Genomic DNA, 22,983 nt, shown 5'->3' with positions numbered 1-22,983 from the left:
GAGCAGTTGTGCTGACCTTCCTGCGGCGTCGCATCACATCAAGTGCGATCCCGCTGGTCGTCGTGATCCTCGGGGTGTTCTGCCTGGCCCGCCTCACCGGCGACCCGGCGAACCTCTACCTGCCACTCAGCGCCACCCCGGAGATGCGGGCGGAGTTCGCCGCCCGGCACGGATTCGACCAGCCGCTGCTCGTCCAGTTCGGCGACTACCTGGCTCAGGTGGTCCGGCTCGACTTCGGCGAGTCGCTGCGGACCGCCGAACCCGCCGCCGCGGCCGTGCTGCGGGCGTTCCCGGCGACACTGCAGCTGGCGGGCACCACGATGGTCCTGGCGATCCTCGGTGCGGTCGTCGTCGGAAGCTGGGCGGCCTACCGCCCGAACTCCCTGGCCGACCGGATCGCCAGCTTCACCTCGACCACCGCGGCGAGCATGCCGGACTTCTGGTTCGCCATCATGGGTGTCCTGGTCTTCGCCGTGGCCCTCGGCTGGCTGCCCACGTCGGGCACGCAAGGCGCGGCCGCGTGGGTGCTGCCGGTGGTCACCTTGCTGGTCCGGCCGTTCGGCGTGCTGGTGCAGGTGGTGCGCGGGGCGATGGTCTCCGCGCTGTCGGCCCCGTACATCAAGGTCGCCCGGAGCAAGGGCGCGGGAGAGCTGCGGGTGGTCTTCGGCCACGCGCTGCGCAACGCCGCCCCTCCGGCGCTCACCGTGGCCGGCGACCTCGCGGTCGGGCTGGTCAATGGGGCCGTGGTCGTCGAGACCATCTTCGGCTGGCCGGGCATCGGCAAGCTGATGATCACCTCGATCCTGCAGCGCGACTTCGCGGTGCTGCAGGCCGCGGTCCTGGTGACCGCGGTCACCATCTTCGCGCTCAACATCGTCATCGACGCCTGTTACGCGCTTCTCGACTCGCGTGTGCGTCAGGGGGTGACGGCATGACCCTCGTCGACACGCCCCTCGCCCGGCGTACCGGCTGGTGGCGACTGCTGCTGCGGGACCGGTTCGCCTGCGTGGCGGCGGTGATCCTGCTGATCGTGGCCGCCTCCGCCCTCGTGGGGCCGATGCTGCTCAGCGATCTGGCCGTGGGACAGAACCTGCGGGCGGCCAACCGGCCGCCGTTCAGCCTCGACGACGGCTGGGCGTTCGTGCTCGGCAGCGACTCGCTCGGGCGCAGCGTGCTCGCCCGGCTCATCGTGGCCAGCCGTACGACGCTCTCCGTGGCGATCCCGGCCGTGGTGATCTCGCTCGTCATCGGGTCGATCTGGGGAATGTGGGCCGGCTACCACCGGGGGTGGCGGGAGAACGTCTCCATGCGCATCGCCGACGTCATCCTCAGCTTCCCCTCGCTGCTGCTGGCCGTGGTCGTGCTGTACGTCTTCTCGCCAAGCGCCGGGAACATCATCCTGGTCCTGGCGATCGCCCGGATCCCGATCTACCTGCGGGCCGCCCGCGCGGAGTCGGCCGAGCTGCAGAGCCGGCTGTTCGTCGACGCGGCGCGCACGTTCGGCACCAGGAGCTGGGCGATCATCGGCAGGCACGTGGCGCCGACCGTGCTGCCCACCCTGTTCACCGTCGCAACGTTGGACTTCTGTTTCGTGATGCTGACCGAATCGTCGCTGAGCTTCCTGGGCATCGGCATCCAGCCCCCCGACATGAGCTGGGGCCTGATGGTCGCCCAGGGCCGGCAGGTGCTGCAGAGCGCCTGGTGGATCGCCGTCTTCCCGGGGCTCGCCATCGTGGTGACCACCGTGTCGGCGACCGTGCTCGCGTCCTGGGCCCGCCTGGCCATGGACCCCGGACAGCGGTGGCGGCTCACCCTGCCCCGCTCCCGCCGCGTCAAGGAGGTGAAGCCGTGACCCCGGCGCTGGAGGTGGATCGGCTGGCGGTCGACATCCGTACCCCATCCGGGACGGTACGCGCCGTGCGGGAGGTCAGCTTCTCCGTCCGCTCCGGCGAGACGTTGGCCCTGCTCGGCGAGTCGGGCTGCGGCAAGAGCATGACCGCGCAGGCCATCGCCGGCCTGCTCGACCCGGTGGCGCATGTGGCGGGCGGCGCCGTGCGCCTGGAGGGGACCGACCTGCTGACCCTGACCCCGCAGGAGCGCCGGCGGCTGGCCGGGCCCGGCCTGGCCATCGTGTTCCAGGACGCGCTCACCGCGCTCAATCCCGTCCAGACGGTCGGCGCCCAGCTCGCCGAGCCGTTCCGGATCCATGAGCGCCTGTCCCGCCGCGCGGCCAGGAAGCGGGCCGTCGAACTGATGGAGCGGGTCGGCATCCCCGAGCCGGGCGCCCGGGCCGGCGCCTATCCGCACCAGTTCTCCGGCGGGATGCGCCAGCGGCTGCTCATCGCGCTGGCGGTCGCCCTCCACCCCAAGGTCCTGCTCGCCGACGAACCGACCACGGCCCTCGACGTCACCGTGCAGGCCCAGATCATGGAACTGCTGCGGGAGCTGCGCACCGAGCAGCAGACGGCGCTGATCCTGATCACCCATGACCTCGCCGTCGTGGCCGAGCAGGCCGACCACGTCGCCGTCATGTACGCGGGCAGCATCGTCGAGACCGGCCGGGTGGCGGAGGTGTTCTCCCGGCCACGCCACCCGTACACCCGAGGGCTGCTCGACTCGATGCCCGCGGAGGTGGCGCGCGGCACCATCCTGAAGTCCATCCCCGGCAGCCCGCCCGACCTGCACTCGGTGCCCTCGGGCTGCGCCTTCCGCGCGCGCTGCCCGATGGCCACCGACGTGTGCGCGGATCAGCGCCCCGTCCTCGTCGAGACAGGACCGGGCCGCCTGTCCGCCTGCCACCACTGGAAGGAGCTGACGGATGACTGAGCCCGCCACGTCGGCGCCCGCTGTGCAGCAGGCCGCCGTCCCGCTGCTGCAGGTGGCGGGGCTGACGAAGACCTTCCACGTGACCGGCCGCAGGCGCCTGCGCGCGATCGACGGAGTCGACCTGCGGTTGGCGCGAGGCGAGACGTTGGGCCTGGTCGGCGAGTCCGGCTGCGGCAAGTCGACCCTCGCCCGGATACTGCTCATGCTGGAGCGCCCAGATCAGGGCCACGTCAGGTTCGAGGGCACGGACCCGTTCGAGCTGCGCGGCAAGGAACTGCTCAAGTGGCGCCGCCGGGTCCAGATGGTGTTCCAGGACCCGTTCGCGTCACTGAACGCCCGGCTGTCCGCCGAGGACATCGTCGCCGAGCCGTGGCGCACCCACCGGGACCTGGTGCCGGTGAAGGAGCGCGGCAAGCGGGTGGCCGAACTCCTCGAGATGGTGGGGTTGCGGGCAAGCGACGCCCGCCGGTATCCGCAGGAGTTGTCCGGCGGGCAGCGCCAGCGGCTGGGAATCGCCCGAGCGCTCGCCCTCGGACCGGACGTCATCGTGTGCGACGAGCCGGTGTCCGCGCTCGACCTGTCGGTCCAGGCGCAGGTGCTCAACCTGCTCACCGATCTGCAGGCCAGGCTGGGCGTGTCGTACATCTTCATCTCTCACGACCTGTCCGTCGTCCGGCACGTCGCCGACCGCGTCTCGGTCATGTACCTCGGCAAGATCGTCGAGACCGGGCCGACGAAGCAGGTGTTCGACCAGCCGCGCCATCCCTACACCGCCGCGCTGATGTCCGCGGCGCCGGTGCTCGACATCAACCCTGAGGGACGGCGCGAACGGATCCTGCTCAAGGGCGAGGTGCCCTCCCCGCTCCACCCGCCGTCGGGTTGCCGGTTCCGGACCCGCTGCTGGAAGGCGCAGGACATCTGCGCCCAGGAGGCGCCGCCTCTCGAGCCGTCCGGCAACGACTCGCCGCACGCGGCCGCGTGCCACTTCCCCCTCCAGGAGGCGACCACCGCGTGAGGCCCGGCAGGGGCATGCGGCCTGGTGCGGCGTGAGGTCTCGCCTCGCAAACCGTGTGAGGTCCCGCCGCCGCGGGATTGCCCCGCCGGTTCAGGGATGCCGTGCGCGGCCTCGGCTCACGAGGCCGCGGCGTCCTGGCCCTCACTGCGGATGGTCGGCTCGTGGCGTACCGGGAAATTCACGGAACTGGCGATGAAGCACACGCTATGGGCGTCTTCGTGCAGCTTGACGGCGGCGTCCACCATGTCGGGCGACGCCACGGTGACCGCCGGGCGCAGCACCACCTCGGTGAAGTGGCCGCCGTCCGCCGTCTCGGCCATGGTGCCGACCGCGTTGTCGACGTACTCGGTGACGACGACGCCGGCGACGGAGCACTTGTGCAGATACGACAACATGTGGCACTGCGAGAGCGAACCGACCAGCAACTGCTCGGGGTTCCAGCGCGACGGGTCGCCGCGGAAGGCGGGGTCGGAGCTGGCCGCGATGGCCTGCGGGCCCTCGGCGGTCAGCTCGTGCTCACGGCTGTAGTCGCGGTAGCCGCTGGTGCCGGTGCCCTTGTTGCCGGTCCAGGTCACGACGACCGGATAGGTGTGCTGGCGGGTCATGATCGCTCCTCATCGCTGGTGGTGATGGTACGGGTGTCGAGTACGTGTGCGCGGGCCGCGACGGCGGCGCGAGTGAACGCAACGTGCACACTTGGATCTGGTCCCAGATCCGCTCCAACGCGTGCAGCGCCATCGAGTTGCCCGCCAGCTCCGCGATCAACTGGTGGAAACGGCGGAAACGCCTTCAGCTTGGCATGCGGTTGCCGATCAAGGCCAGAGCGGGTGTCCGGAACGGGCGTGGGGCCGGACCGGGTTCGCCATTCGCATTCAGGACGATCACTGGTCTTGCTGTCTCATGTGGAATGGCGGATTCCGGGAAGCGGGACGCTGCTACTCCACACTCACGGATCCAGCCGCCGCGTTCGTGCGTACGTGCAGGTGCCCCTCGGTTGGGAAGGCGGGGGGTTGAGCGGGGAGTACGGAGCGGAGGACGTATCGGCATTTCTCTGCCACGCGGCAAGAGGCATGGTTGTCCACGGCATGAAGCAGATTGAGGCGTGTCAGAGGCATCACGCACTGCGGGCCGAGCGCCCACCGCGATATGGCCTCGAGGGCGCGCGAAGCGATTCCCCGGCCTCGGACCTGAGCCGAGGTCCAGTAACCCACCTCCGCTGAGGCGTCCGCGGGATCGACGCCTCCCTTGACCACGACGTGGCCGACTGGCTGGTCGGCTTCGCTTTTGCCGCTGCTGCGCTCCAGTACGGCGAAGCTGAATCGGACGCCTGCGAGCCACCCTTCATTCTGATCATCGATCCATCGGCGGGCGTCCGCCTCGCTGACCAGAGAGGCGGTCAGCCAGCGGCGCAGAAGTGGATCACGATGAGCCGCCATGAGGGCCACCGCGTCCTCACCTCTCCACGGTCGCAGGCGCAACGCAGGCGCGGACGCAGTGGGCTCCACGGACAGGATGACGGTCATGACACTCCTCGATCGGTGTCTCCACCGACTCGCTGTGAGGACGGACCGCGGCGGCGGGTGTCCCGTCCCATTTATCAGGTGAACTCGGCAAACCTCTGGCCAGGGAGCTGAGCGGACGTACGCCTGCGACGCGGTCATGGTTGCGCGTGCCGGTCGAGGCCGAGCGTGGCAATGAGGTCTTCGTGGAGCTGGAACCAGACACGATGGCAGGAGTCGACGTCGGTGCGGTCCACCCAGGCGCTTTCCCCGGCTCGGGCGCGCGCCAGGGCCGCGGCGAATCGGGTGTCGTATCCGCGCAACCGGGTCAGGATGCTCCCGAGCCGGTCGGCCAGTGGCGTGAGGGCGCGGGAGATGCCGGCGAGCTCGTAGAGGATTCGGGCGTCCCAGGCGAAATCGGAGTGGTCGTTGACGGCGAGCCGGTCGCCCGCGGTGGGCCGGAGTTGCCAGTCGGTGCAGGCGCGGAGCAGGAGGGCGTTCAGCGGGAGGAACTCGCGGTAGACGTCACGGACCTCCTCGGCGCCGCCGACGCGTGCGAGCTCGGCCGCGAGCTGGCGCTCGTTCTCGGCCCGGCCCGGTTCGGTCAGCGACCAGCCCGCGGTGCCGGCGAAGGCGGCGTGTCCGGCCCAGCCGCGTGCCTCGGCGTAGTGCAGCAGCTCTTCGGTCTGGGCCGCGTCGAGCTCGTACCGCTTGGCGATCAGCGGGGTGTCCGCGAACCCGAGGATGCGCACCGCGTGCAGGACCAGCAGGTCGGGAGGGGAGTCGCGCGTCACGAGCCGGCGTCCTGCCGCGCTGTCAGGCGGGTGTAGTGCTGCTGGCACGCCTGCGGGGAGTTGAATCCCATCTGGTGCGCTATCTGTGCCCAGGTCAGTCCGGCGCTGCGGGCAATGAACAGCAGGGCGGATTCGAGTCCTTCGACTTCGGCGCGTGCGGCGGGCAGGAGGGCCAGCGCGCTCAGGACGTCCTCCGGGTCCAGGTCGGCGTTGCGCCAGACGGCGAATTGGACAAGGTCGACCGCCGACGGCAAGGCCGGCGAGGGGCGCCATGGGCGGGTGTCGAGCGCGTCCGCGCCCAGGCGCAGAAGGCGTTGGCTCGCGTCGTGCTCGCGGTCGGCCTGGGCGTGGTCTGCGCGCCCGGTGTGCGTCAGGTCCTGCTTGCGTGACATGCCGTTCATGATTCACAATCAAGAAATTGTTGTCAATGTTTCGTTGAAAGGCGAAGTGGATGATCGTACCCCTCATGTCGGCTGCCGCCGATACGTGCGGGGGCAAGGCCGGTGCGCTCGGTGCGCTGCTTCGCGCGGGACTGCCGGTTCCCGGCGGCTTCGTCGTGCCGTTCGCCGCTTACCGCGCCGCCGTCCGCGACCTGGACCTCGAGCGGTTCGCCGGCGAGCCGGGCCACCTCGGCGCCGTGCGGCGGGCGATCGAGGCCCGCCCGGTCCACGCCACCGTGATCGGCGCGCTCGGACGCGCGCTCGACGAGCTCGGCGATCCGCCCGTCGCGGTGAGATCATCCGCCGCGCATGAGGACACCGGCCAGGCGTCGGCGGCCGGGCAGCACGACAGCTTTCTCGCCGTGCGTGGGGCCGGCGCGGTCACCGACGCCATCCGCGCCTGCTGGGCCTCGCTGTTCACGTCGCGCGCCATCGACTACCGGGGCGCCTCCGGCCGCGGCGGCCGGCCCTTCGACGATCTCGTCATGGCCGTCCTCGTGCAACGCCATCTGGACGCCGAGGTGTCCGGGGTCATGTTCACCCCCGCGGACCCGCACGACGCGACCCGGATCGAGGCGTCCTGGGGGCTCGGCCCCAGCATCGTCGGCGGCACGGTCACCCCTGACGCCTACCGCGTCGCCGAGGACGGGTCGGTCACCCGCACGGTCGCGCACAAACGGACCCGCCTCGACCGGCGCGGCAGGCAGCTCGTCATGTCCGACGTGCCCACCCGTGCCCGCGACCGGCCGGCAATCGACGACGCGACCGCCAAACTGCTCGCCGAGCTTGGCAAGGAGATCGCCGCCGTACGCGGCGGACCGCAGGACGTCGAGTGGGCGATCGCCGACGGCCGTACCTGGATCCTGCAGGCACGGCCGGTCACCGCCGCACCCCCGGATTGGCCGGCGTCTGCCGGTACCACCCCGGCTGCCGTACCCCTGGCGTGGCCTTCGCCTGCCGGCCCCGCCCCGGCTGCCGCGCCCACGCTGACCGGAACGCCCGGCAGCCACGGAGTCGTGACAGGGACCGCGAGGATCATCCGCGGTCCCCGCGACTTCACCCGCGCGCGCCCCGGCGACATCATCGTCTGCCCCTTCACCGACCCCGCCTGGACGCCGCTGCTGCGCATCGCGGCCGGCGTCATCACCGAAACCGGAGGCGTGCTCTCCCACGCCGCGATCGTCGCTCGCGAGCACGGCATCCCCGCGGTCCTCGGCATCCCGAACGCGACGAGCAGACTCCACGACGACGCCACCGTCACCATCGACGGCACCACCGGCACCGTCACGGCGGCCGATGCGTGACCAATCCTCTGCCTTTCCGGCTGACAAGCCATCACCCGCGAGCCACACACCGCCGACGAAGCACGAGTACCGGCGACCGCCACGGCATGGACTCCACCCATCCGGCGGCGCACGGCCTCCTCGCCCTCCGCCGCATCGAACAGCCGCACTCACCCCCACGTCACCCACGATCGAAAGGAGACGGGAAGCGGGCCCACGCGGGCACCGCGCCCCGGTTGCTCATGACCACGCGACACCTCTACCTGGTACGCCACGGCGCGGCCGACGCCTTCGGGAACCTCACCGACATCGGTCGCCGGCAGGCGGGCCTGCTGGGCGAACGGCTCGCCGGCCTTCCCGTCGACGCCGTGTGGCACTCTCCGCTGCCGCGCGCCATGGCCAGCGCGCACGAACTCGCCCGCCACCTGCACAACGCGCCCGTCGCCGAGGCCGCCGAACTCATCGACCATGTGCCCTACGTTCCTCCCGCGGCCGAAACACCACCGTCCTGGGACGGCTTCTTCGACGGCTACGACGGCGCCGAGGCGGCCTCGGGCCGGAAACTTGCCGACGCCTTGGTCGCCCGGTTCGCCAAGGTCCCCGACACAACCGCGACAGGAACCCGGCGCGACACCCACGAGGTTCTGGTGACGCACGCCTACCAGATCGCGTGGCTGGTGCGGCACGCCATGGACGCGCCGCCATCGCGGTGGCTCGGCCTGAACAGCGCCAACGCCGCACTGACGGTCATCGACTACCGCACCGGCCTGCCGCCGACACTCGTGATGTTCAACGACATGAGTCATCTCCCTGCAGACCTGCGCTGGACCGGGTTCCCCGACGGCATGAGGCCATGAGGCGGCCCGCCACAGCCCGCCACCGCCCGAACGCGTCTGCCGGCTGGGCTCCGACGCCCCTCTCCCATGTCTGATCGTGAAGCTACTCCGGGCTGCCGGCCCACGGAGCCTGAGTAGCGCCGCCGGGCGGCAGACGCTCGGCCACATCCAGCCGTACCTCGCCGTAGGGCTGAGAACTCGCCACTTCGGATGAGAACCCACGGCGGGGCTTGTGCCGGGAGGCCGGTTTCACGGCCGGCGTGCGGCCGGTTCGGGGGCGCGGTGGCTTACTGTGGTGAGCTCCGGTCCCGCGTCCGTGACGATGACGTCCTCCTCGTACCCGGCCCCGCCCACCGAATGGACCGCGAGCCTGCGCTCCAGAGCCAGGCACATCCCGGCCTCGGCCCGCTCGCCCGCGTGCGGCCCGTCCTCGATGATCCACGGCGGTTCGAACGACAGCCCCAGCCCGTGCCCCCAGCCCCCGTGCATCTCAGGTTCGGGCAGCCCGTGGTGGGTAGCGAACGCCGACCGTTCGAACACCTGCTGGCACCGGCGCGCCACCTCGCCGAAGGGCCGGCCGGGCCGCAGCAGCTCGATCCCGGCCAGGACGCTGTCGCGGACCGCGTCGAGCAGCCGCCGCTGCTCCGTGGTCGGCTCCTCGCCGACGACCCACGTACGGGCCAGCTCGAACAGGTAGCCGTGCACCGACCCGTACAGGTCGATCCTGAGCAGGTCGCCCGCCGCGAGCCGCCGGTCGGCGGAGTAGGGGGCGGGATCGGAGGCGGCGAACGTGTGGGACTCGGCGCCGGACGAGATGCCCATGCCGTAGTAGGCGCCGCCCGCCCGGATGATCTCGGCGACGGCGGCGGCCGCCACGTCGGCCTCCGTGGCGTCCGGCGCGGCGGCGTCCCGGGCGGCGGCCATCGCGCGCACGCCCAGCGCTCCGGAGGCGCGCAGCAGGTCCAGCTCGGCCGGGCTCTTGATCCGGCGCGCCTCCCAGGCCAGCTCGTCGGCGCACACCAGCTCGTGGCCGGGCAGGACCGAGCGCAGGCGGCACCACCAGGGCGCGGTCATCGCCTCGCAGCCGATCAACGCGACCTTGCCGGGCCGGATCCAGGCCCTGATCTGCTCGGCGAGCGCGTCCACGAGGTCGGCCGCGACCCGCACGCGTGCCACCGGCCGCGGCTCCTGGAGATTCCCGGAGTCGGTGATCAGCATGGCCGCGACACGACCGTGGCCCTCCCAGCCGGTACGGGCCGCGTGGCCGTTCGAGATCGCCGGGGGAACGTCCACCGGCAGCACGACGGCCGCGTGGCCCCGCGCCCGCCAGTGGCCAGGAGCGTCGGGGACGAAGGGCTGGTGCTGGTAGAAGCCCGTGAGGTGGTGGACGTCGGCATAACGGTCCTGCCCGGATCCGCCCCTGGACCAGGCCACGACCCCGTGGAAGCCCTCCCGCGCGGCCCGCCGCCTCATCGCCTCCTGCCGCGCCGCGTACTCCTCGGCACCGATTCCCCGCACAATCGACCCCTGCCCAGCACCGGCGCGGGCTCACCTCACGCCGGCCGGCCGCCCGCGCAGACCCCGGAAGGTACCGAGCAGGAGAGTCTCACAGCCCCTTGAGGAACGCCGCCGCCACAGGCGCCGCGACCTTGCCGCCCGCGCTGCCGCCCTCCACGACCACCGCGAACGCCACGTCGCCCTTGAACCCGATGAACCAGGCGTGGGTGTTCAGGTCGTCGCCGGTGCCGTACTCGGCTGTGCCGGTCTTGCCGTGCGTGCCGGCGGGCAGCCCCGCCGCCTTGGCCGTGCCCTTGGACACCACGGCCGCCATCATCTCGTGCAGCTGCTCCTTCACCCCGTCGGGCAGCTGCCGCTCCGTGGCCTTCTGCTTCAGCGAGGGCACGAGCGTCGGCGGCCGCCAGGTGCCGTCGGCGATGGCGGCGGCCACCGAGGCCATCGTCAGCGGGCTGGCCGTGATCCTGGCCTGCCCGAACGCCTCCGCGGCCAGCTCGGCGTCGGACTGGGCCCTGGGGAAGCTGGCCTTGGTGGCCGGCACCCCGATGTTCAGCGGCTGGTTGAAGCCCACGTCCTCGGCCGCATCGAGCAGCTTGCCGGCGCCCAGCTTCTGCTGGGCCAGCGGCGCGAACGTGGTGTTGCACGAGTGTGCGAACGAGTCGAGGAACGACAGGGACCCGAACGCCTCCTTGTCGGAATTGCGGATCTTCAGGCCGCCGACGGTCGAGTACATCGGGCACGTCACCGTGTCCTGAGGGGTCATCCCGGCCGCGAGCAGGCCGATCGCCGTGACCGCCTTGAACGTCGAGCCGGGCGGGTAGCGGCCGTCCAGCGCCCGGTTGAAGCCGCCCTGGTTGTTCACCACGGCCAGGATCTCGCCCGTGGACGGCTTGATCGCCACCATCGAGGTGAGTTTCTTCATGTCCTTGACCGCCCCCACCGCCGCGGCCTGCGCGTGGGGGTCGAGCGTGGTCTGCACGGGCTTGCCGTCGGTGCCCTCGATGGTCTGCAGTGTCTTGTCGCCGAGCTGGATCTCGGTGGTGGGCGTGCCCGCCAGCTGCTTCTGGAACGTCTCCTGCAGCCCGTCGCGTCCGATGGCCTGGCCGACCTTGTAGGAGGAGCCGAGCCGGGTCACGTCCTTCTTGCCGGCCTTGTCGAGGTAGCCGACCAGCTGCTGCACCGACCCGCCGACCGTGCCGGTGTCGATCCGGCCGCCGTCGGCGTCGGTGATCTCGGCCCGGTCGGGCCAGCGTGTCTTGATCCCGAAGGTGGCTCCCGCCGTCATCGACGGATGCAGCGTCGTGGGCTTCCAGTCCACCTTCCAGGTGCGGTCGGCCACCATGAGTTCGATCTGACCCTGGTAGGACCACTTGCCGATGTTCTTGAGGGTGAGGGTCGCGGTGTAGGGGGCGCGGGCCCGGTCGTCGATCTCGGTGATCTTGCCGAGCTGGATCGCGGTGGACTCGACCGCGAGCGCGCTGCGTTGCTGGTCGTACGCGCTGAGCTGCTGCGGCTTGGCCAGCAGGGCCGTCATGGCGGCCTTGTCGCCCGCCTGCCACGCGGCGGCGAAACGCTGCGCCGTCTCAGCCGGTGTGCCCCTCGTGTGCAGCACGTAGTACGCGCCACCGGCCGCGGCCCCCACCGCGAGCACGACGGCGCCGGACACGATCGCGATGGTACGACCCCGCGCCACTAGATCCCCCTGACCCTCGACGACATTAGGACTGTCCGTTGGCTGCCTTGACGCTGGCGGCGTAGGCCGGCACGTATTCCTGGCCGGACAGCTTCTGGATGGCCGCCATGATCTCGTCGGTCACCTGCCGCCGGTCGCGGGCCTTGGTGTGGTCGCCCTCGAACCGCATGGGCGCCCCGATGGAGATGCCGATCCGCGCGGGCCTGGGCACCTTCGAGCCGAGAGGCAGCACCTTCTCGGTGCCGGTGAGCGCCACCGGCAGCACCGGCGCGCCCGTCTTGAGCGCCAGCCAGGCCACCCCGACCTTGCCGCGGTAGAGGCGGCCGTCGGGGGAGCGGGTGCCCTCCGGGTGGATGCCGAACAGCTCGCCCCGCTCCAGCAGCTCGGCGGCGGCGTCGAGCATGGCCTGCGCGGCGTGCGCGCTCTCCCGGTCGATCGGCAGGCTGCCGCCCAGCCGCATGAAGAACCCGGAGACGGGGTTGCCCTCGAAGTACTCGTTCTTCGCGGTGAACGTCACGTGCCGCGGCAGCAGCGCCGGCAGCAGGAACGAGTCGAGCACCGAGAGGTGGTTGGCGGCCAGGATCGCGGGCCCGCTCCTGGGCACATGCACCGCGCCGGAGATGTGCGGCCGGCACATCGCCTGGGCGAGCGGCGCGGCGGCGAACTTGACCACTTCGTACAGCAACGAGCTCTCCTGATCATCGGGCGGTCGGCCACCCCACCATAAAGCAGGCGTCCCGCCCGAGGGCGGGACGCCTGGGAAAAGCCGTCTAGGCCGATGTGGCGGTCGCCTCCTCGGCGAGATGCACAACACGGCTCCAGCCGAACGGTATTCCGTGAAGGCGGTAATTTGCGGCCCGGGGGACACAGACCACATCGGCCTTTTGATGCTAACCGACATCCGGCGATCGCTATTCCATCGGGCCCCAAGATTCGGTCAGGTTCTCGTCCAGCGGGGCTGAACCACGTCGAAGACCCGCTGCTCGCGGCCACGAAGCGCAACCTCCGCGAACTGCCACAAAATTGCCCCAGTCGGTGCGTGCACCACGATGGCAGGCCCCAGCGGCATCTGCAGCAGCTCCCCCTGCCAGCGTGGCACCCCGGGCCTCAGGAACCACTCCAGCGGCACGGCGTGCACCGAGGCCACCTCACGGGGGTCCGCCACCGGCTCCTGCGTGCCGCCGAACGCCACCACCGGCGTGATCACGAACCCCGAGTCGGTGACGAAGTCGTCGAGCAGCCCGGCCACCTCGACCCCGGTGACGCCCGTCTCCTCCTCCAGTTCGCGCAGCGCCGCGTCCACCGGCCGCTCCCCGTCGTCGAGCCGCCCGCCGGGCAGCGCCCACTGCCCGGGATTGCGGCCGCGGGCGGCCCGCTTGATCAGGACCGTGTACGGGACCCGCTCGGCGTCCTCCAGCACGCACACGGTGACGGCGGCCCTGCGCACCCCGCCGGTGGGCGGGACCTCCCGCCGGTCGAAGGCGGTCAGATGGGACTTGATCTGCTCGCGCAGTTGATCGATCGGCGACAGCACACCTCAAGGATCGCACGGCGCCCCCGCGCTGGAGCGCTTACAGGGGCTAACGCGGATCTCGTCCTCCGCCCGCGAGCAGCTCCTGCGCCAGCTCGACAAGCTCGGGACCAACCTGCTTACGGTCGCGCCCGGCCAGACCATGTTCGGGGAGGGTGCCAAATCCCCGACGCCGTGACGAGCGGGACCGCCGAGTCAAGCACCTCATGGCGGGACTAACCGCACCGCCCCGCAGGGGGTGGCCGCATGACGGCCATGAGAATCCTCCCCATTCATACATGGGGAGGAGCACGTCAACCGGCTGTCTCCCACGGTCGACCTCGCCGCCACCTGAGGTGTCCGGCGGGCCCCGGAACCCGCCGTGCCCGGGCTCGTCCATGCGGCGGCCCGGGCTCCGGGCGCACTGAACTCAGGGCGGCAGCCCCGAGGCGGTCGACGTCAGGTCGACATGCTGCTCACGATGATGGCGCCGAGCACGATCCCCAGGACCATCCCCACGCCGGCGGCGACGGCGGCCCACTTGCCCAGGGGCTCGCCCCGCGTGTGGCCGACGACGCCGAGCACGATGCCGGCCAGCCCGAACAGGATCGGGATGAACAGCACGGCCACCGCCGCGCAGACGAACCCGATGATCGACAGGACCTGGTTGCTCGGTGGTTGCTTCTGGGGAGGCGGCGGCGGGTATGGCGGCGGCTGCGGCCACTGCTCGTCGCGCGCGTGCGGCGCGTCGTCGCCCTGGGACGGATCCTGCGAAGAGGTCACTGACGGGCTCCTCTCGAGACGTGAACAACATCACACACCGAAGGCGCCCGTCCTGTCGAGCCGACGTACCGGGATATGTAGGGAATTCAACTGGCTTCTGCCGGGCGGGAAAGCTGGGGCGGCAGAGCTCTGGCGTGTACGACGTCCAGCCGGGAGACGGCGCGGGTGAGTGCGACGTACAGGCGGTTCAGGCCGCGCCGCTCGGCCGCGGCGATGGCGGCGGGCTCGGCCACGATCACGTGGTCGTACTCCAGGCCCTTGACCAGCGAGGCGGGCTGCACGCTCAGGCGGCCGTCCACGTCCATGCCCTCGTCCCAGAGTGCGGACGTGAGCGCCTCGACGTCGGCGTCCGCCGCGATCACCCCGACCGACCCCTCGAACGCCAGCGCCTCGCGCGCCGCCGCCACCACTCCCTTCTCCAGCCCGGTCACGTGGGTGACGCGCAGGCGGCCGTCCGAGCGGTACGAGCGGGTCGCGGGCACCTGGACGGCCAGCGCCGCCAGAAGGGTGTTGGCCAGCTCGACCACGGCAGCGGGCACCCTGAAGCCGGTGGTCAGGGCGATGACCTGGCCCGCCGGCTTGCCCAGCAGCGCCATGCGCTCCGGCCACGAGGAGGCCGCCCAGGGCGTGGTGCCCTGGGCCAGGTCGCCGAGCACGGTGAGCGAACCGTGCTCACTGCGCCTGGCCACGGCCCGGCACTCCATGGGCGACAGGTCCTGGGCCTCGTCGAGGATGACGTGGCCGTAGCCGCGCGGGCGCTCGATGAGGCCGGCGATCTCGTCGAGCAGCACGAGATCGGCGGCCGTCCACTTGGCGCTCTTGACGCTGCGGGGCGGCCTGGCCCAGGTGATGGCCGCCCACTCGGCGTCCGTCAGCACCCCTGCGACCGCCTCGCCCCGCAGGACCCCGTACAGGACCTCTTCCGGTTTGACGGCGGGCCAGACGGCGTCCAGGAACGGGGTGACGCCGCGGGCGATCTTGCGGGTCCAGGCCGCGTCGGCCGTCCGCCCCCTGGCCTCCGCCTGGCGGCGGATCGCGGAGACCACCCTGGCCAGGACCCGCTCCCGGCCCACCCCGTACGGCAGCGACTCGCGGCGCGTGTCGTCCACGATGCGGCGCAGCTCGTCCTCCGGCACCCGCCACCGGTAGGAGCCGTCGGGCACCGCCACCGGCTCCACCGGTTTGCTGATCCGCTCGTACAGGGCCTTGCGCAGGACCTCCGCCATCCGGACGTCGTGCTTGATCATCGCGGCGGCCTCGCTGTCCACGGCGGTGACGGGGACGGTGGCGAGCAGGCGCTCCAGAGTGGTCTGCTCGACGTCCATCTCGCCGAGCGCGGGCAGCACGGCGGAGATGTAGCCGAGAAAGGCCCGGTTGGGGCCGAGCACCAGCACGCCGGAGCGTTCGAGCCGCTGCCGGTGCGCGTACAGCAGGTACGCCGCCCGGTGCAGCCCGACCGCCGTCTTGCCGGTGCCCGGCGCGCCCTGGACGCAGATCGAGGCGTCCAGTCCGGTGCGTACGAGGTCGTCCTGCTCCGGCTGGATGGTGGCCACGATGTCGCGCATGGGGCCGACGCGGGGGCGTTCGATCTCGGCGGCCAGGATGCGCGACCTGCCTTCCTCGCCCTGCTCGAGCCGTTCGTCCTCGAAGCTCGTCAGCGTCGTCCCCGACCAGCCGAAGCGGCGGCGCACCGCGACGCCCTGCGGGTCGCGGGCGCTGGCCCGGTAGAACGCCCGCGCGACCGGCGCACGCCAGTCGATCACCACGGGCGGGCCTCCGTGCTCGCCGGTGATGTGCCGTCTGCCGATGTGGTACGCGCGCCCGCCGTGCTCGGCCGAGCCCCGGCCGAAGTCCAGCCGGCCGAAGAACGGCGGCCCGTCGGGCGCCTCGCTCAGCTCCTTGGCCAGGCTCTTGAGTTGGCGTCCCAGCCGCTCGGCGCTGTAGCGGTCGCCGGCCACGGTCTCACCGACGATCACGTTGTCGCGCGCGCCTTCGAGCATCCTGCGCAGACCGGCCTTGCAGCGTTCGACGTACTGCCTCTCGTCGTCGAGCGTGCCCACTCGCACCTCCCCGCAAAGTGTTAACTCGGTTAAGAGATTAACCAGGTTAACACTTTTGCTAGGGTGTGCTCATGACGGGACTACGAGAGCTCCAGCGGCAGCGCGTCCACGAGGCCATTTCGGCGGCGGCCATCACGCTCTTCCTGGAGCGCGGCTTCGACGAGGTGCCCGTGACGGAGATCGCGGCGGCGGCGGGGGTGTCGAAGCCGACGCTGTTCAAGTACTTCCCGACCAAGGAAGACCTCGTGCTGCACCGGATCGCCGACCATCAGGGCGAGGCCGCCCGCGTCGTGCGGCGGCGGGAGCCAGGGGAGCGGCCGCTGGAGGCGCTGCGCCGCCACTTTCTCGACGGGCTCGCCAGGCATGACCCCGTCACGGGGCTCAGTGACGATCCGGAGGTGCTGGCCTACAACCGGATGGTGTTCTCCACGCCCAGCCTGGCCGCCCGGCTGTTCCAGCACATGTCGCTGGACGAGCGGGCCCTGGCCGAGGCGCTCGCGGAGACGACCGACGACCTGACTGCCGATCTGGTCGCCGGGCAGGTGCTGGCCGCCCAGCGGGTGCTGGCCCGGCGCAACGTGGACCTGCTGGCGGAGGGGCGGCCGCTGGCGGAGGTGGAGCAGGAGGCGGTGCGGGCGGCCGAGCGTGCCTTCTCGCTCCTTTCCGCCGGCGCGTGAACTTCCCGTTTCTCGCCTCGCGAACATCCCGTTTAGGCAGCTGAGAAGGGGTGTAATTCATACGGTGACAACCGCTTGACCAATTGCAGAAAGCTGCAATTTGGGGCATTGCGGGGCGGGCTTTACTCAAGGGAGTGACAGTGAGACGACGCTTCACGCTCATGGCCGGTCACAGACTGGCACCAAGAGGTGACGTAACGTGACGGGCACGCTGACCTTCGCCTGGGGGCGGCTGCGGGCCGTGCTGCCGGAGCGCGCGGCGCTGGCCGCCATGTGCCGCCGTCCCCGCCAGGATCTGCTCGCCGGGCTCACGGTGGCGGTCGTCGCACTGCCGCTGGCCCTCGGGTTCGGCGTGTCCTCGGGGCTCGGCGCCGCGTCCGGGCTGGCCACGGCCGTGGTCGCCGGGTCGCTGGCGGCCCTGTTCGGCGGCTCCGACCTGCAGGTGTCGGGCACGAGCGGCGCCATGACGGTGATGCTCATGCCGATCATGGACACCCACGGCGCCACCGGTGTCCTCACCGTCGGCGTGCTGGCCGGGCTGCTGCTCGTCATGCTCGCGCTGACGGGCGCCGGCCGCTGCATGGCCCTGGTCCCCGCCCCGGTCGTGGCGGGGTTCACCGTCGGCATCGCCTGCGTGATCGGCCTGCAGCAGGTGCCCCACGCGCTCGGCGTCGAGCCGGAGGACAGCCACAAGGTCGCGATCGTGGCCTGGCACGCCGTCCTCGACTTCCTCGGCCGGCCGCACTGGTGGGCCATGCTCGTCGCCGTGGCGGTGGCCGCGGCGGTGCTGCTGGCCGCGCGCGTGCGGCCGAGCCTGCCCTTCGCGCTGCTCGCCGTGGCCGTCGTCACCGTGGTCGCCGAGCTGACCGGGCTGCCGCTGGCCAGGATCGGCGACCTGCCGGCCGGCCTGCCCGCGCCGTCGCTGGGGTTCCTGGACCCGGGCGCGCTGCCCGCCCTGATCGCCCCGGCCGTCGCGGTGGCCGCCCTGGCCGCGCTGGAGTCGCTGCTGTCGGCCTCCGTCGCCGACGGGCTGAGCAGCGGGCACCGGCACGACCCCGACAGGGAGCTGTTCGGTCAGGGCGTGGCCAACCTCGTCACCCCGCTGTTCGGCGGCATGCCCGGCACGGGCGCCATCGTGCGCACCGCGGTGAACGTCCGCTCCGGCGCCCAGTCCCGGCTGGCCGCGCTGGCCCACGCGGCGATCCTGGCCGCGATCGTCTACACCGCGGCCGGGCTGGTCGCCAAGATCCCGCTGGCCGCGCTGGCCGGGGTGCTGCTGGCCACGTCGGTGCGCATGGTGGAGGTCGACACGGTCAGGGGCATGTTCAGGTCCACCCGGGGCGACGCCGCGGTGCTGGTGCTGACGGCCGTCGCCACGCTGACGCTCGACACGGTGCTCGCCGTCATCCTCGGCCTGGTGGTGGCGGGGGCGCTCGCCCTGCGCGCCATGGCACGCAACGCGCGCCTCGACGCGGAGCCGCTCCGCCACGATCTGCAGCCCCATCACACGGAGGACGAGCACGCGCAGCTCGCCGAGCACATCGTCACCTACCGCCTGGCGGGGCCGCTGTTCTTCGCCGCGGCCCACCGGTTGCTGATGGAGCTGTCTGAGGTGACGGACGTGTCCGTGGTGGTGCTGCGCATGTCCCGCGTCACCACCATCGACGCCAGCGGCGCGCTGGTCCTGGGGAACGCGATCGAGCGGCTCGAGCGGCGCGGCATCAGCGTGTACGTCTCGGGCATCCCGGACCGCCACCACCAGCCGCTGCAGGCCCTCGGGGTGCTGGCCCGGCTCGACCGGGCGGGGCAGGTGTTCGCCACGACCGACGAGGCCATCGCCGCCGCCCGCGACCGTCTCCACAACACCGGCGTGCTTCCCCACCTCGCCGGCTGACCCACCGCCCGCCCCGCCCGATCGCCACGACTCCACCCGCCCGCCCACCTCGTCCGCCAACGGCGGGGGAGGCGCACTGTCTCCCCTGGCCTCCTCAGCCGACAGGTGGTGGGACGGGCGCGCGAGGGGTGTGATCCTCAGGACAGGGGGCGGGGGGCGGGAAGGCGGAGGCGGTCGACGGCGTCGCGGCGCGTCTTCTCCGGGCGGCGGTCGTAGCGGGCCGTCGTGGCGGGGGAGGAGTGGCCGACCAGGGCTTGGGCCGTGGCCAGGTCCACCCCGGCGTCCAGCAGCTCGCCGATGAACGTGCGCCGGAAGTCGTGCGCGGTACGCCGGGACGCCCCCGCCTCGGCCAGGCGGCGGGCCAGGATGTCGGCGATGCCCTGCCCGGTCAGCCCCACAGGCCGCCCGTCGCGCATGCGCAGCCGGCCCACCTTGCTGATCGGGCTGAACAGCGCCCCAGGCGAGTTCCCCCGGATCGCCAGCCACCGCTCCACCAGCCCGATCGCGTCGGCGGTGAGATAGACGAGGCGCTCCTTGTCGCGCTTGCCGCGCACCCGCAGCGACCGGCTGCCCGGGTCGTAGTCGGCCAGCGACAGGCCCCCGAGCTCGGCGCGCCGGCAGCCGGTGGAGTAGAGGACGGCGATCAGCGCCGCGTCCCGCACTCCCGCCGGCGAGTCGTCACAGGCTGACAGGGCCGCCCCGACCACCTCGGGCGGCACGTGGTGCCCGATGGGCAGGCGGCTCTGGCGTACCGGGGCCAGGTCGGAGGCGCGGGCGAAGTCCTCGGCGCTGGTCTGGCCCAGCCGCCACGCCTCCTTCAACACGCGCCGCAGCGCCACCAGGTGCTTGTTCACGTAGGCCGCCGACCAGCCCTGGTCCGTGAGCATCGTACGGATGCGGACCGTGTGCTCGTACCGCAGCAAATGCCACGGCTGGCCCGCGCCCGTGGCGCTCTCGTCGCCGGTGAGCAGCCGGGCCAGCCGGTCGAGGCAGCCGCGCATCGTGCGGCGCGACTCGGGGCTGGTGAGCGAGTCGAGATAGACGTGGTAGGGGTCGCGCGCCGGCTCGACCGGCGGCGCCAGCACCTCGGGGACGGCGGGCAGGCTCACCTCGCCGATCTTACGGCCCGCACCGCCGCCGAGCCGCCGTGCCTTTCGGGACCTGGTCACCAAGAATCCGGACCTCGAGCGCGCGAGATCTGTGTCGCCGGTGGCCCACCGGCGACACTTGGCGCATGACCCGATCTTCTGCGCCTTCCCGCACGCTGCCGGCCATCGCCCATCGCTGGCCCACCCTGCTCGGGCTGGGCTTCGCCACCTTAAGCCTCCTGGACTTCGAGGACGGCCGCAGCCTGGGGTTCGTCGTCTTCCTGGCAGCGCTCATCTACCTCGGTACGGCGGTGCTCGGCAAGCCCGGCACGGTCTGGGCCCTGTTCATCGTCAGCACCGTGGCGTGGGTGGTGCTGGACAAGCTCGGCATCGATCCCTGGCCCGGCCTGATCGGCGGCGCGATCTCCCTCATCGTCCTCGGACTGGCGGGCGGGCTGTTGCGCCAGCCGTTGCTGACGGCGGCGCAGGTCCCGGCCATGCTGGTCTTCGGCGGGGCGGCCGTGCTCGCGCTGACCCTGTCGCCCCAGGCCGGCGGCTTCCTGGTCGCGGCGGCGCTGATCGGCCACGCCGTACAGGACGTGCTTGTCTGGCGGGCCAAGCAGGTCGTGGCGCGGTCGCTGGCGGAGTTCTGCATGGTCCTCGACTTCATCCTCGGCGCGGGGATCGTGGCGCTGAGCCTTTGAACCCGATCAGAAGGGGCCGGTGAGCTCGCCCAGCTTGTCGGTCAGCTCCAGGCTCGCCGAGTAGTCGACCGGCACCGCGATCAGGCCTGAGCGTTTGCCGAGGTGGCTGTGGCGGCGCCTCGTAGACCCGCAACGCCGACGGCACGACCACGCCGACCTGGACCGCGGGCGCCCTCGCGCTTCCGAACGCCACCGGCAGCGTCACCATCACCGCGCGACATCACATGGTGGTAGACCGGTTCCGCGGTACCGGCTGTTGCCGCAGGTCGGACTCCGCGTCATCGGTCTCGCCCGAATTGCCGGGCTGGTAGCCCTCGGCCTGCAGACTGAACAGTCGCTCGTACATGCCACCTGACGCCATGAGCTGCTCGTGTGTGCCCTCTTCTGCAACCCTTCCGTCGGCCAGCACCACGATGTGATCGGCGGTGCGGATCGTTCCCAGGCGATGGGAGATCAGCAGGCTGGTCTGGCCGTGCCGGTGCTCACGTAGCTGGATGTGGATCTCATGCTCTGCCTCGGCGTCCAAGCCGGAACTCGGCTCATCCAGGATCATCAGCTCGCGTCCTTCCCGTAGAAGCCCGCGGGCGAGTGCCAGCCGCTGCCACTGCCCTTCGGACAGCAGCACTCCGGTTTCGGCGTTTTCCAAGGCGCTGAGATGGGTGCGGCTCAACATGGTGTCGTAGCTGTGGGGCAGCTCGGCGAGCCGGCGGTGGATGCCGGCGTTCCGCGCCGCCTGCTCGATGCTGGGTCGATCGCCCAGTGCCCGGACGTCGCCGATGGCGATGTTCTCGGCGGCAGTCAGGTCGTAGCACATGTAGTCCTGGAAGACGGCGCAGATCCGGGTGCGCAGTTCGTCCACCGGAACATCACGGATGTCGACTCCGTCCCAAAGGATTACGCCTCGTTCGGGATCGTAGAAGCGACACAGCAGCTTGACCAAGGTGCTCTTACCCGCTCCATTGGGTCCCACCAGCCCGATTGCCCGGCCGTGTGGAACGAACAGGTCGACGCCGCGCAGCGCCCAGGGATGATCCGGGCTGTAGCGAAACCAGACGTCACGGAACCTGATGCCTTGGCTGAGAACAGGCAGCGGCAGAGGCTGGGCAGGAGACTTGAGGTCCGGTTCCGTGCTGACGATGTCTCGGTAATAGCCGAACAGCAGCAAGGCATGGTGTGCCGTAGCGATCTCGGAAACTATGTTCGTCAAGGATGCCTGGGTGCCGGCCACCGCGGCGATGAACAGCGCGATGTCGCCTGCTGTCAGCTTCCCCTGGCCGGCTGCGTGGATGGCCAGAAGCAAGCCTCCGCCCGCGACCGTGGCGCTGAGCCAGCTCAACGTGCTCTGGATGACGAGTTCCCGCCGATCCATACGGCGTTTCGCCGCATTCGCCGCCTGCCGTTCGGCCAGCATTCGCTTCCGCAGAAATGTGCCGGCCCCGAACAACCGGACTTCCTTGGCCGCGTCAACGTTGCTCAGCAACCAGCCGTAGAACAGTTCCCGTCGCTCGGTGGGACTCACCGACCACAACATCCTCGCCCGGCTCCGGCTGAGCGAGATCTCGGCGAGCAGAATCGGGATCATGGAGAGGAGTAGTGCGCCGGTGACGGCTGGGTCCAGCACGGCAAGAGAGGCGATGAATCCACCGGTCGTCAGAGCTCCGGCGGTGACTCCGAGCAGGCCGTCGAACAACTGGCCAGAGGTTCTGGCGGCGGCTTGTTCAGCGAGCCGCAGCCGGTCGAGAAAGCGCGGATCCTCGAATCGTCCGAGACCGGGAAACCCCCCGACCGCGGTGTAGAGCCGGTCCTGAGCCAGCAGGGCGGTCCTGCGCTCCATCTCTCCCCGGAGATACTGAACCGCCTTCGGCAGCAGTGCGGTGATCAATCCGATGATCGCGAGGCCGGCTCCTAGCCAGTAGAGGCCCGGGCCGAACACCGACCCGCCAAGCCGGTCCAGGATGAGTTTGATCAGCCAGGCGGTGGCGACCGGGACGGCGGCCATGATGACGACGAGCAGCCCATACAGCGTCAGGTGAAACAGCGCGGCCCGGGAAGCCAGGCCTGCTGCGACAACGGCTATGCGAATCATGATGGTCCAAGAGGAGGCCGGGGCATACTCTGCCGAGAGCTGCCCCGGCTTGGGCGTCAACATCGGGCCTGGTTGCTCGTCAGGCGGATGTGCAGTCGTCGCCGAAGACCTGGCAGCCGCAGTAGCACCAGACGTCCTGCCCGCTCTTGTAGCAGCACCTTCTCTTCCGCTTGGCGCAGCATCCTCCGATACCTCTGTCGCAATTGGCGGAGGTGCATGAGGCGGCCTGGCCGACGACCTTCGGGACGAGAAGTCCGAGCAGTCGGTCGCCCAGGGAGGC

At 71.2% G+C, this 22,983-nt stretch carries 21 protein-coding genes and 1 pseudogene; 9 read left to right on the top strand and 13 right to left on the bottom strand.

Annotated elements, in window-relative coordinates; all coding sequences use genetic code 11:
* The first annotated feature begins 8 nt into the window (after nt 1-8).
* From ABN273_RS11655 to ABN273_RS11640, 4 genes are read left to right on the top strand one after another with little or no spacing between them, the layout of a single operon-like run.
* Nucleotides 9-935, top strand: a complete 927-nt coding sequence (locus tag ABN273_RS11655) for an ABC transporter permease (protein ID WP_349448724.1) — start codon at nt 9-11, stop codon at nt 933-935.
* Nucleotides 932-1,852, top strand: coding sequence for an ABC transporter permease (locus tag ABN273_RS11650; RefSeq protein ID WP_349448723.1), 921 nt, complete (start codon nt 932-934; stop codon nt 1,850-1,852). The genes ABN273_RS11655 and ABN273_RS11650 overlap by 4 nt, the downstream gene beginning before the upstream one ends.
* On the top strand, nt 1,849-2,826 hold the full coding sequence (locus ABN273_RS11645) for an ABC transporter ATP-binding protein (RefSeq protein ID WP_349448722.1): 978 nt from the start codon (nt 1,849-1,851) through the stop codon (nt 2,824-2,826). Before ABN273_RS11650 ends, ABN273_RS11645 begins: the two co-directional genes overlap by 4 nt.
* Nucleotides 2,819-3,841: an ABC transporter ATP-binding protein gene (locus ABN273_RS11640; protein WP_349448721.1), complete on the top strand. Its 1,023-nt coding sequence runs from the start codon at nt 2,819-2,821 to the stop codon at nt 3,839-3,841. The genes ABN273_RS11645 and ABN273_RS11640 overlap by 8 nt, the downstream gene beginning before the upstream one ends.
* A gap of 116 nt (nt 3,842-3,957) precedes the next feature.
* Here ABN273_RS11640 and ABN273_RS11635 read toward each other — a convergent pair whose 3' ends face one another.
* The 5 genes and pseudogenes from ABN273_RS11635 to ABN273_RS11615 all read right to left on the bottom strand — a co-directional run bounded on the left by ABN273_RS11635 (nt 3,958) and on the right by ABN273_RS11615 (nt 6,526).
* Complete coding sequence (locus ABN273_RS11635; RefSeq protein WP_349448720.1) at nt 3,958-4,446, bottom strand: OsmC family protein; 489 nt, start codon at nt 4,444-4,446, stop codon at nt 3,958-3,960.
* Nucleotides 4,358-4,609 (bottom strand): annotated as a pseudogene (locus ABN273_RS11630) (hypothetical protein); the annotation flags it as partial. The pseudogene ABN273_RS11630 and the gene ABN273_RS11635, both read right to left, overlap by 89 nt.
* 167 nt (nt 4,610-4,776) lie before the next feature.
* The gene (locus ABN273_RS11625) at nt 4,777-5,364 is read right to left on the bottom strand and encodes a GNAT family N-acetyltransferase (RefSeq protein ID WP_349448719.1); all 588 of its coding nucleotides are present in this window, start codon (nt 5,362-5,364) and stop codon (nt 4,777-4,779) included.
* Between the two features lie 134 nt (nt 5,365-5,498).
* The gene (locus ABN273_RS11620; protein ID WP_349448718.1) at nt 5,499-6,134 is read right to left on the bottom strand and encodes a transcriptional regulator; all 636 of its coding nucleotides are present in this window, start codon (nt 6,132-6,134) and stop codon (nt 5,499-5,501) included.
* The gene (locus tag ABN273_RS11615; protein WP_349448717.1) at nt 6,131-6,526 is read right to left on the bottom strand and encodes a DNA-binding protein; all 396 of its coding nucleotides are present in this window, start codon (nt 6,524-6,526) and stop codon (nt 6,131-6,133) included. The genes ABN273_RS11620 and ABN273_RS11615 overlap by 4 nt, the downstream gene beginning before the upstream one ends.
* Nucleotides 6,527-6,585: 59 nt before the next feature.
* Here ABN273_RS11615 and ABN273_RS11610 point away from each other — a divergent pair, with 59 nt between their 5' ends.
* Both ABN273_RS11610 and ABN273_RS11605 read left to right on the top strand, forming a co-directional pair.
* Nucleotides 6,586-7,878: a PEP/pyruvate-binding domain-containing protein gene (locus ABN273_RS11610; protein ID WP_349448716.1), complete on the top strand. Its 1,293-nt coding sequence runs from the start codon at nt 6,586-6,588 to the stop codon at nt 7,876-7,878.
* Nucleotides 7,879-8,099: 221 nt separating this feature from the next.
* Nucleotides 8,100-8,714, top strand: coding sequence for a histidine phosphatase family protein (locus ABN273_RS11605; protein ID WP_349448715.1), 615 nt, complete (start codon nt 8,100-8,102; stop codon nt 8,712-8,714).
* Nucleotides 8,715-8,942: 228 nt separating this feature from the next.
* Here the strand turns inward: ABN273_RS11605 and ABN273_RS11600 are convergent, their stop codons facing one another.
* The 6 genes from ABN273_RS11600 to ABN273_RS11575 all read right to left on the bottom strand — a co-directional run bounded on the left by ABN273_RS11600 (nt 8,943) and on the right by ABN273_RS11575 (nt 16,254).
* Nucleotides 8,943-10,211: a M24 family metallopeptidase gene (locus tag ABN273_RS11600; protein ID WP_349448714.1), complete on the bottom strand. Its 1,269-nt coding sequence runs from the start codon at nt 10,209-10,211 to the stop codon at nt 8,943-8,945.
* Nucleotides 10,212-10,299: 88 nt separating this feature from the next.
* Nucleotides 10,300-11,874 (bottom strand): penicillin-binding transpeptidase domain-containing protein, encoded by a 1,575-nt coding sequence (locus ABN273_RS11595; RefSeq protein WP_349448713.1) that lies wholly within the window; start codon nt 11,872-11,874, stop codon nt 10,300-10,302.
* 52 nt (nt 11,875-11,926) lie between these two features.
* On the bottom strand, nt 11,927-12,586 hold the full coding sequence (locus ABN273_RS11590) for a lysophospholipid acyltransferase family protein (protein ID WP_349448712.1): 660 nt from the start codon (nt 12,584-12,586) through the stop codon (nt 11,927-11,929).
* Nucleotides 12,587-12,838: 252 nt separating this feature from the next.
* Nucleotides 12,839-13,435 (bottom strand): NUDIX hydrolase, encoded by a 597-nt coding sequence (locus ABN273_RS11585; RefSeq protein ID WP_349448711.1) that lies wholly within the window; start codon nt 13,433-13,435, stop codon nt 12,839-12,841.
* Between the two features lie 435 nt (nt 13,436-13,870).
* The gene (locus tag ABN273_RS11580) at nt 13,871-14,194 is read right to left on the bottom strand and encodes a hypothetical protein (protein WP_349448710.1); all 324 of its coding nucleotides are present in this window, start codon (nt 14,192-14,194) and stop codon (nt 13,871-13,873) included.
* Nucleotides 14,195-14,280: 86 nt separating this feature from the next.
* The gene (locus ABN273_RS11575) at nt 14,281-16,254 is read right to left on the bottom strand and encodes a HelD family protein (protein WP_349448709.1); all 1,974 of its coding nucleotides are present in this window, start codon (nt 16,252-16,254) and stop codon (nt 14,281-14,283) included.
* Between the two features lie 71 nt (nt 16,255-16,325).
* On the opposite strand from ABN273_RS11575, the gene ABN273_RS11570 reads away from it, so the two are divergent.
* Both ABN273_RS11570 and ABN273_RS11565 read left to right on the top strand, forming a co-directional pair.
* The gene (locus tag ABN273_RS11570) at nt 16,326-16,931 is read left to right on the top strand and encodes a TetR family transcriptional regulator (protein WP_349448708.1); all 606 of its coding nucleotides are present in this window, start codon (nt 16,326-16,328) and stop codon (nt 16,929-16,931) included.
* 271 nt (nt 16,932-17,202) lie between these two features.
* A complete protein-coding gene (locus tag ABN273_RS11565; RefSeq protein ID WP_349449002.1) occupies nt 17,203-18,825 on the top strand; it encodes a SulP family inorganic anion transporter in 1,623 nt (540 codons plus the stop codon).
* Nucleotides 18,826-18,962: 137 nt separating this feature from the next.
* Here ABN273_RS11565 and ABN273_RS11560 read toward each other — a convergent pair whose 3' ends face one another.
* On the bottom strand, nt 18,963-19,994 hold the full coding sequence (locus ABN273_RS11560; RefSeq protein ID WP_349448707.1) for a tyrosine-type recombinase/integrase: 1,032 nt from the start codon (nt 19,992-19,994) through the stop codon (nt 18,963-18,965).
* A 65-nt stretch (nt 19,995-20,059) separates the two neighbouring features.
* On the opposite strand from ABN273_RS11560, the gene ABN273_RS11555 reads away from it, so the two are divergent.
* The gene (locus ABN273_RS11555; protein WP_349448706.1) at nt 20,060-20,617 is read left to right on the top strand and encodes a hypothetical protein; all 558 of its coding nucleotides are present in this window, start codon (nt 20,060-20,062) and stop codon (nt 20,615-20,617) included.
* A gap of 220 nt (nt 20,618-20,837) precedes the next feature.
* On the opposite strand, the gene ABN273_RS11550 is transcribed toward ABN273_RS11555, so the two are convergent.
* On the bottom strand, nt 20,838-22,766 hold the full coding sequence (locus tag ABN273_RS11550) for an ABC transporter ATP-binding protein (protein WP_349448705.1): 1,929 nt from the start codon (nt 22,764-22,766) through the stop codon (nt 20,838-20,840).
* Between the last annotated feature and the right edge of the window lie 217 nt (nt 22,767-22,983).

The sequence above is a fragment of the Nonomuraea sp. B19D2 genome, assembly GCF_040137845.1.
Classification (GTDB): domain Bacteria; phylum Actinomycetota; class Actinomycetes; order Streptosporangiales; family Streptosporangiaceae; genus Nonomuraea.
The sequence above is the reverse complement of the archived record's forward strand: the minus strand, read 5'-3'. Positions and strand labels throughout refer to the sequence as shown.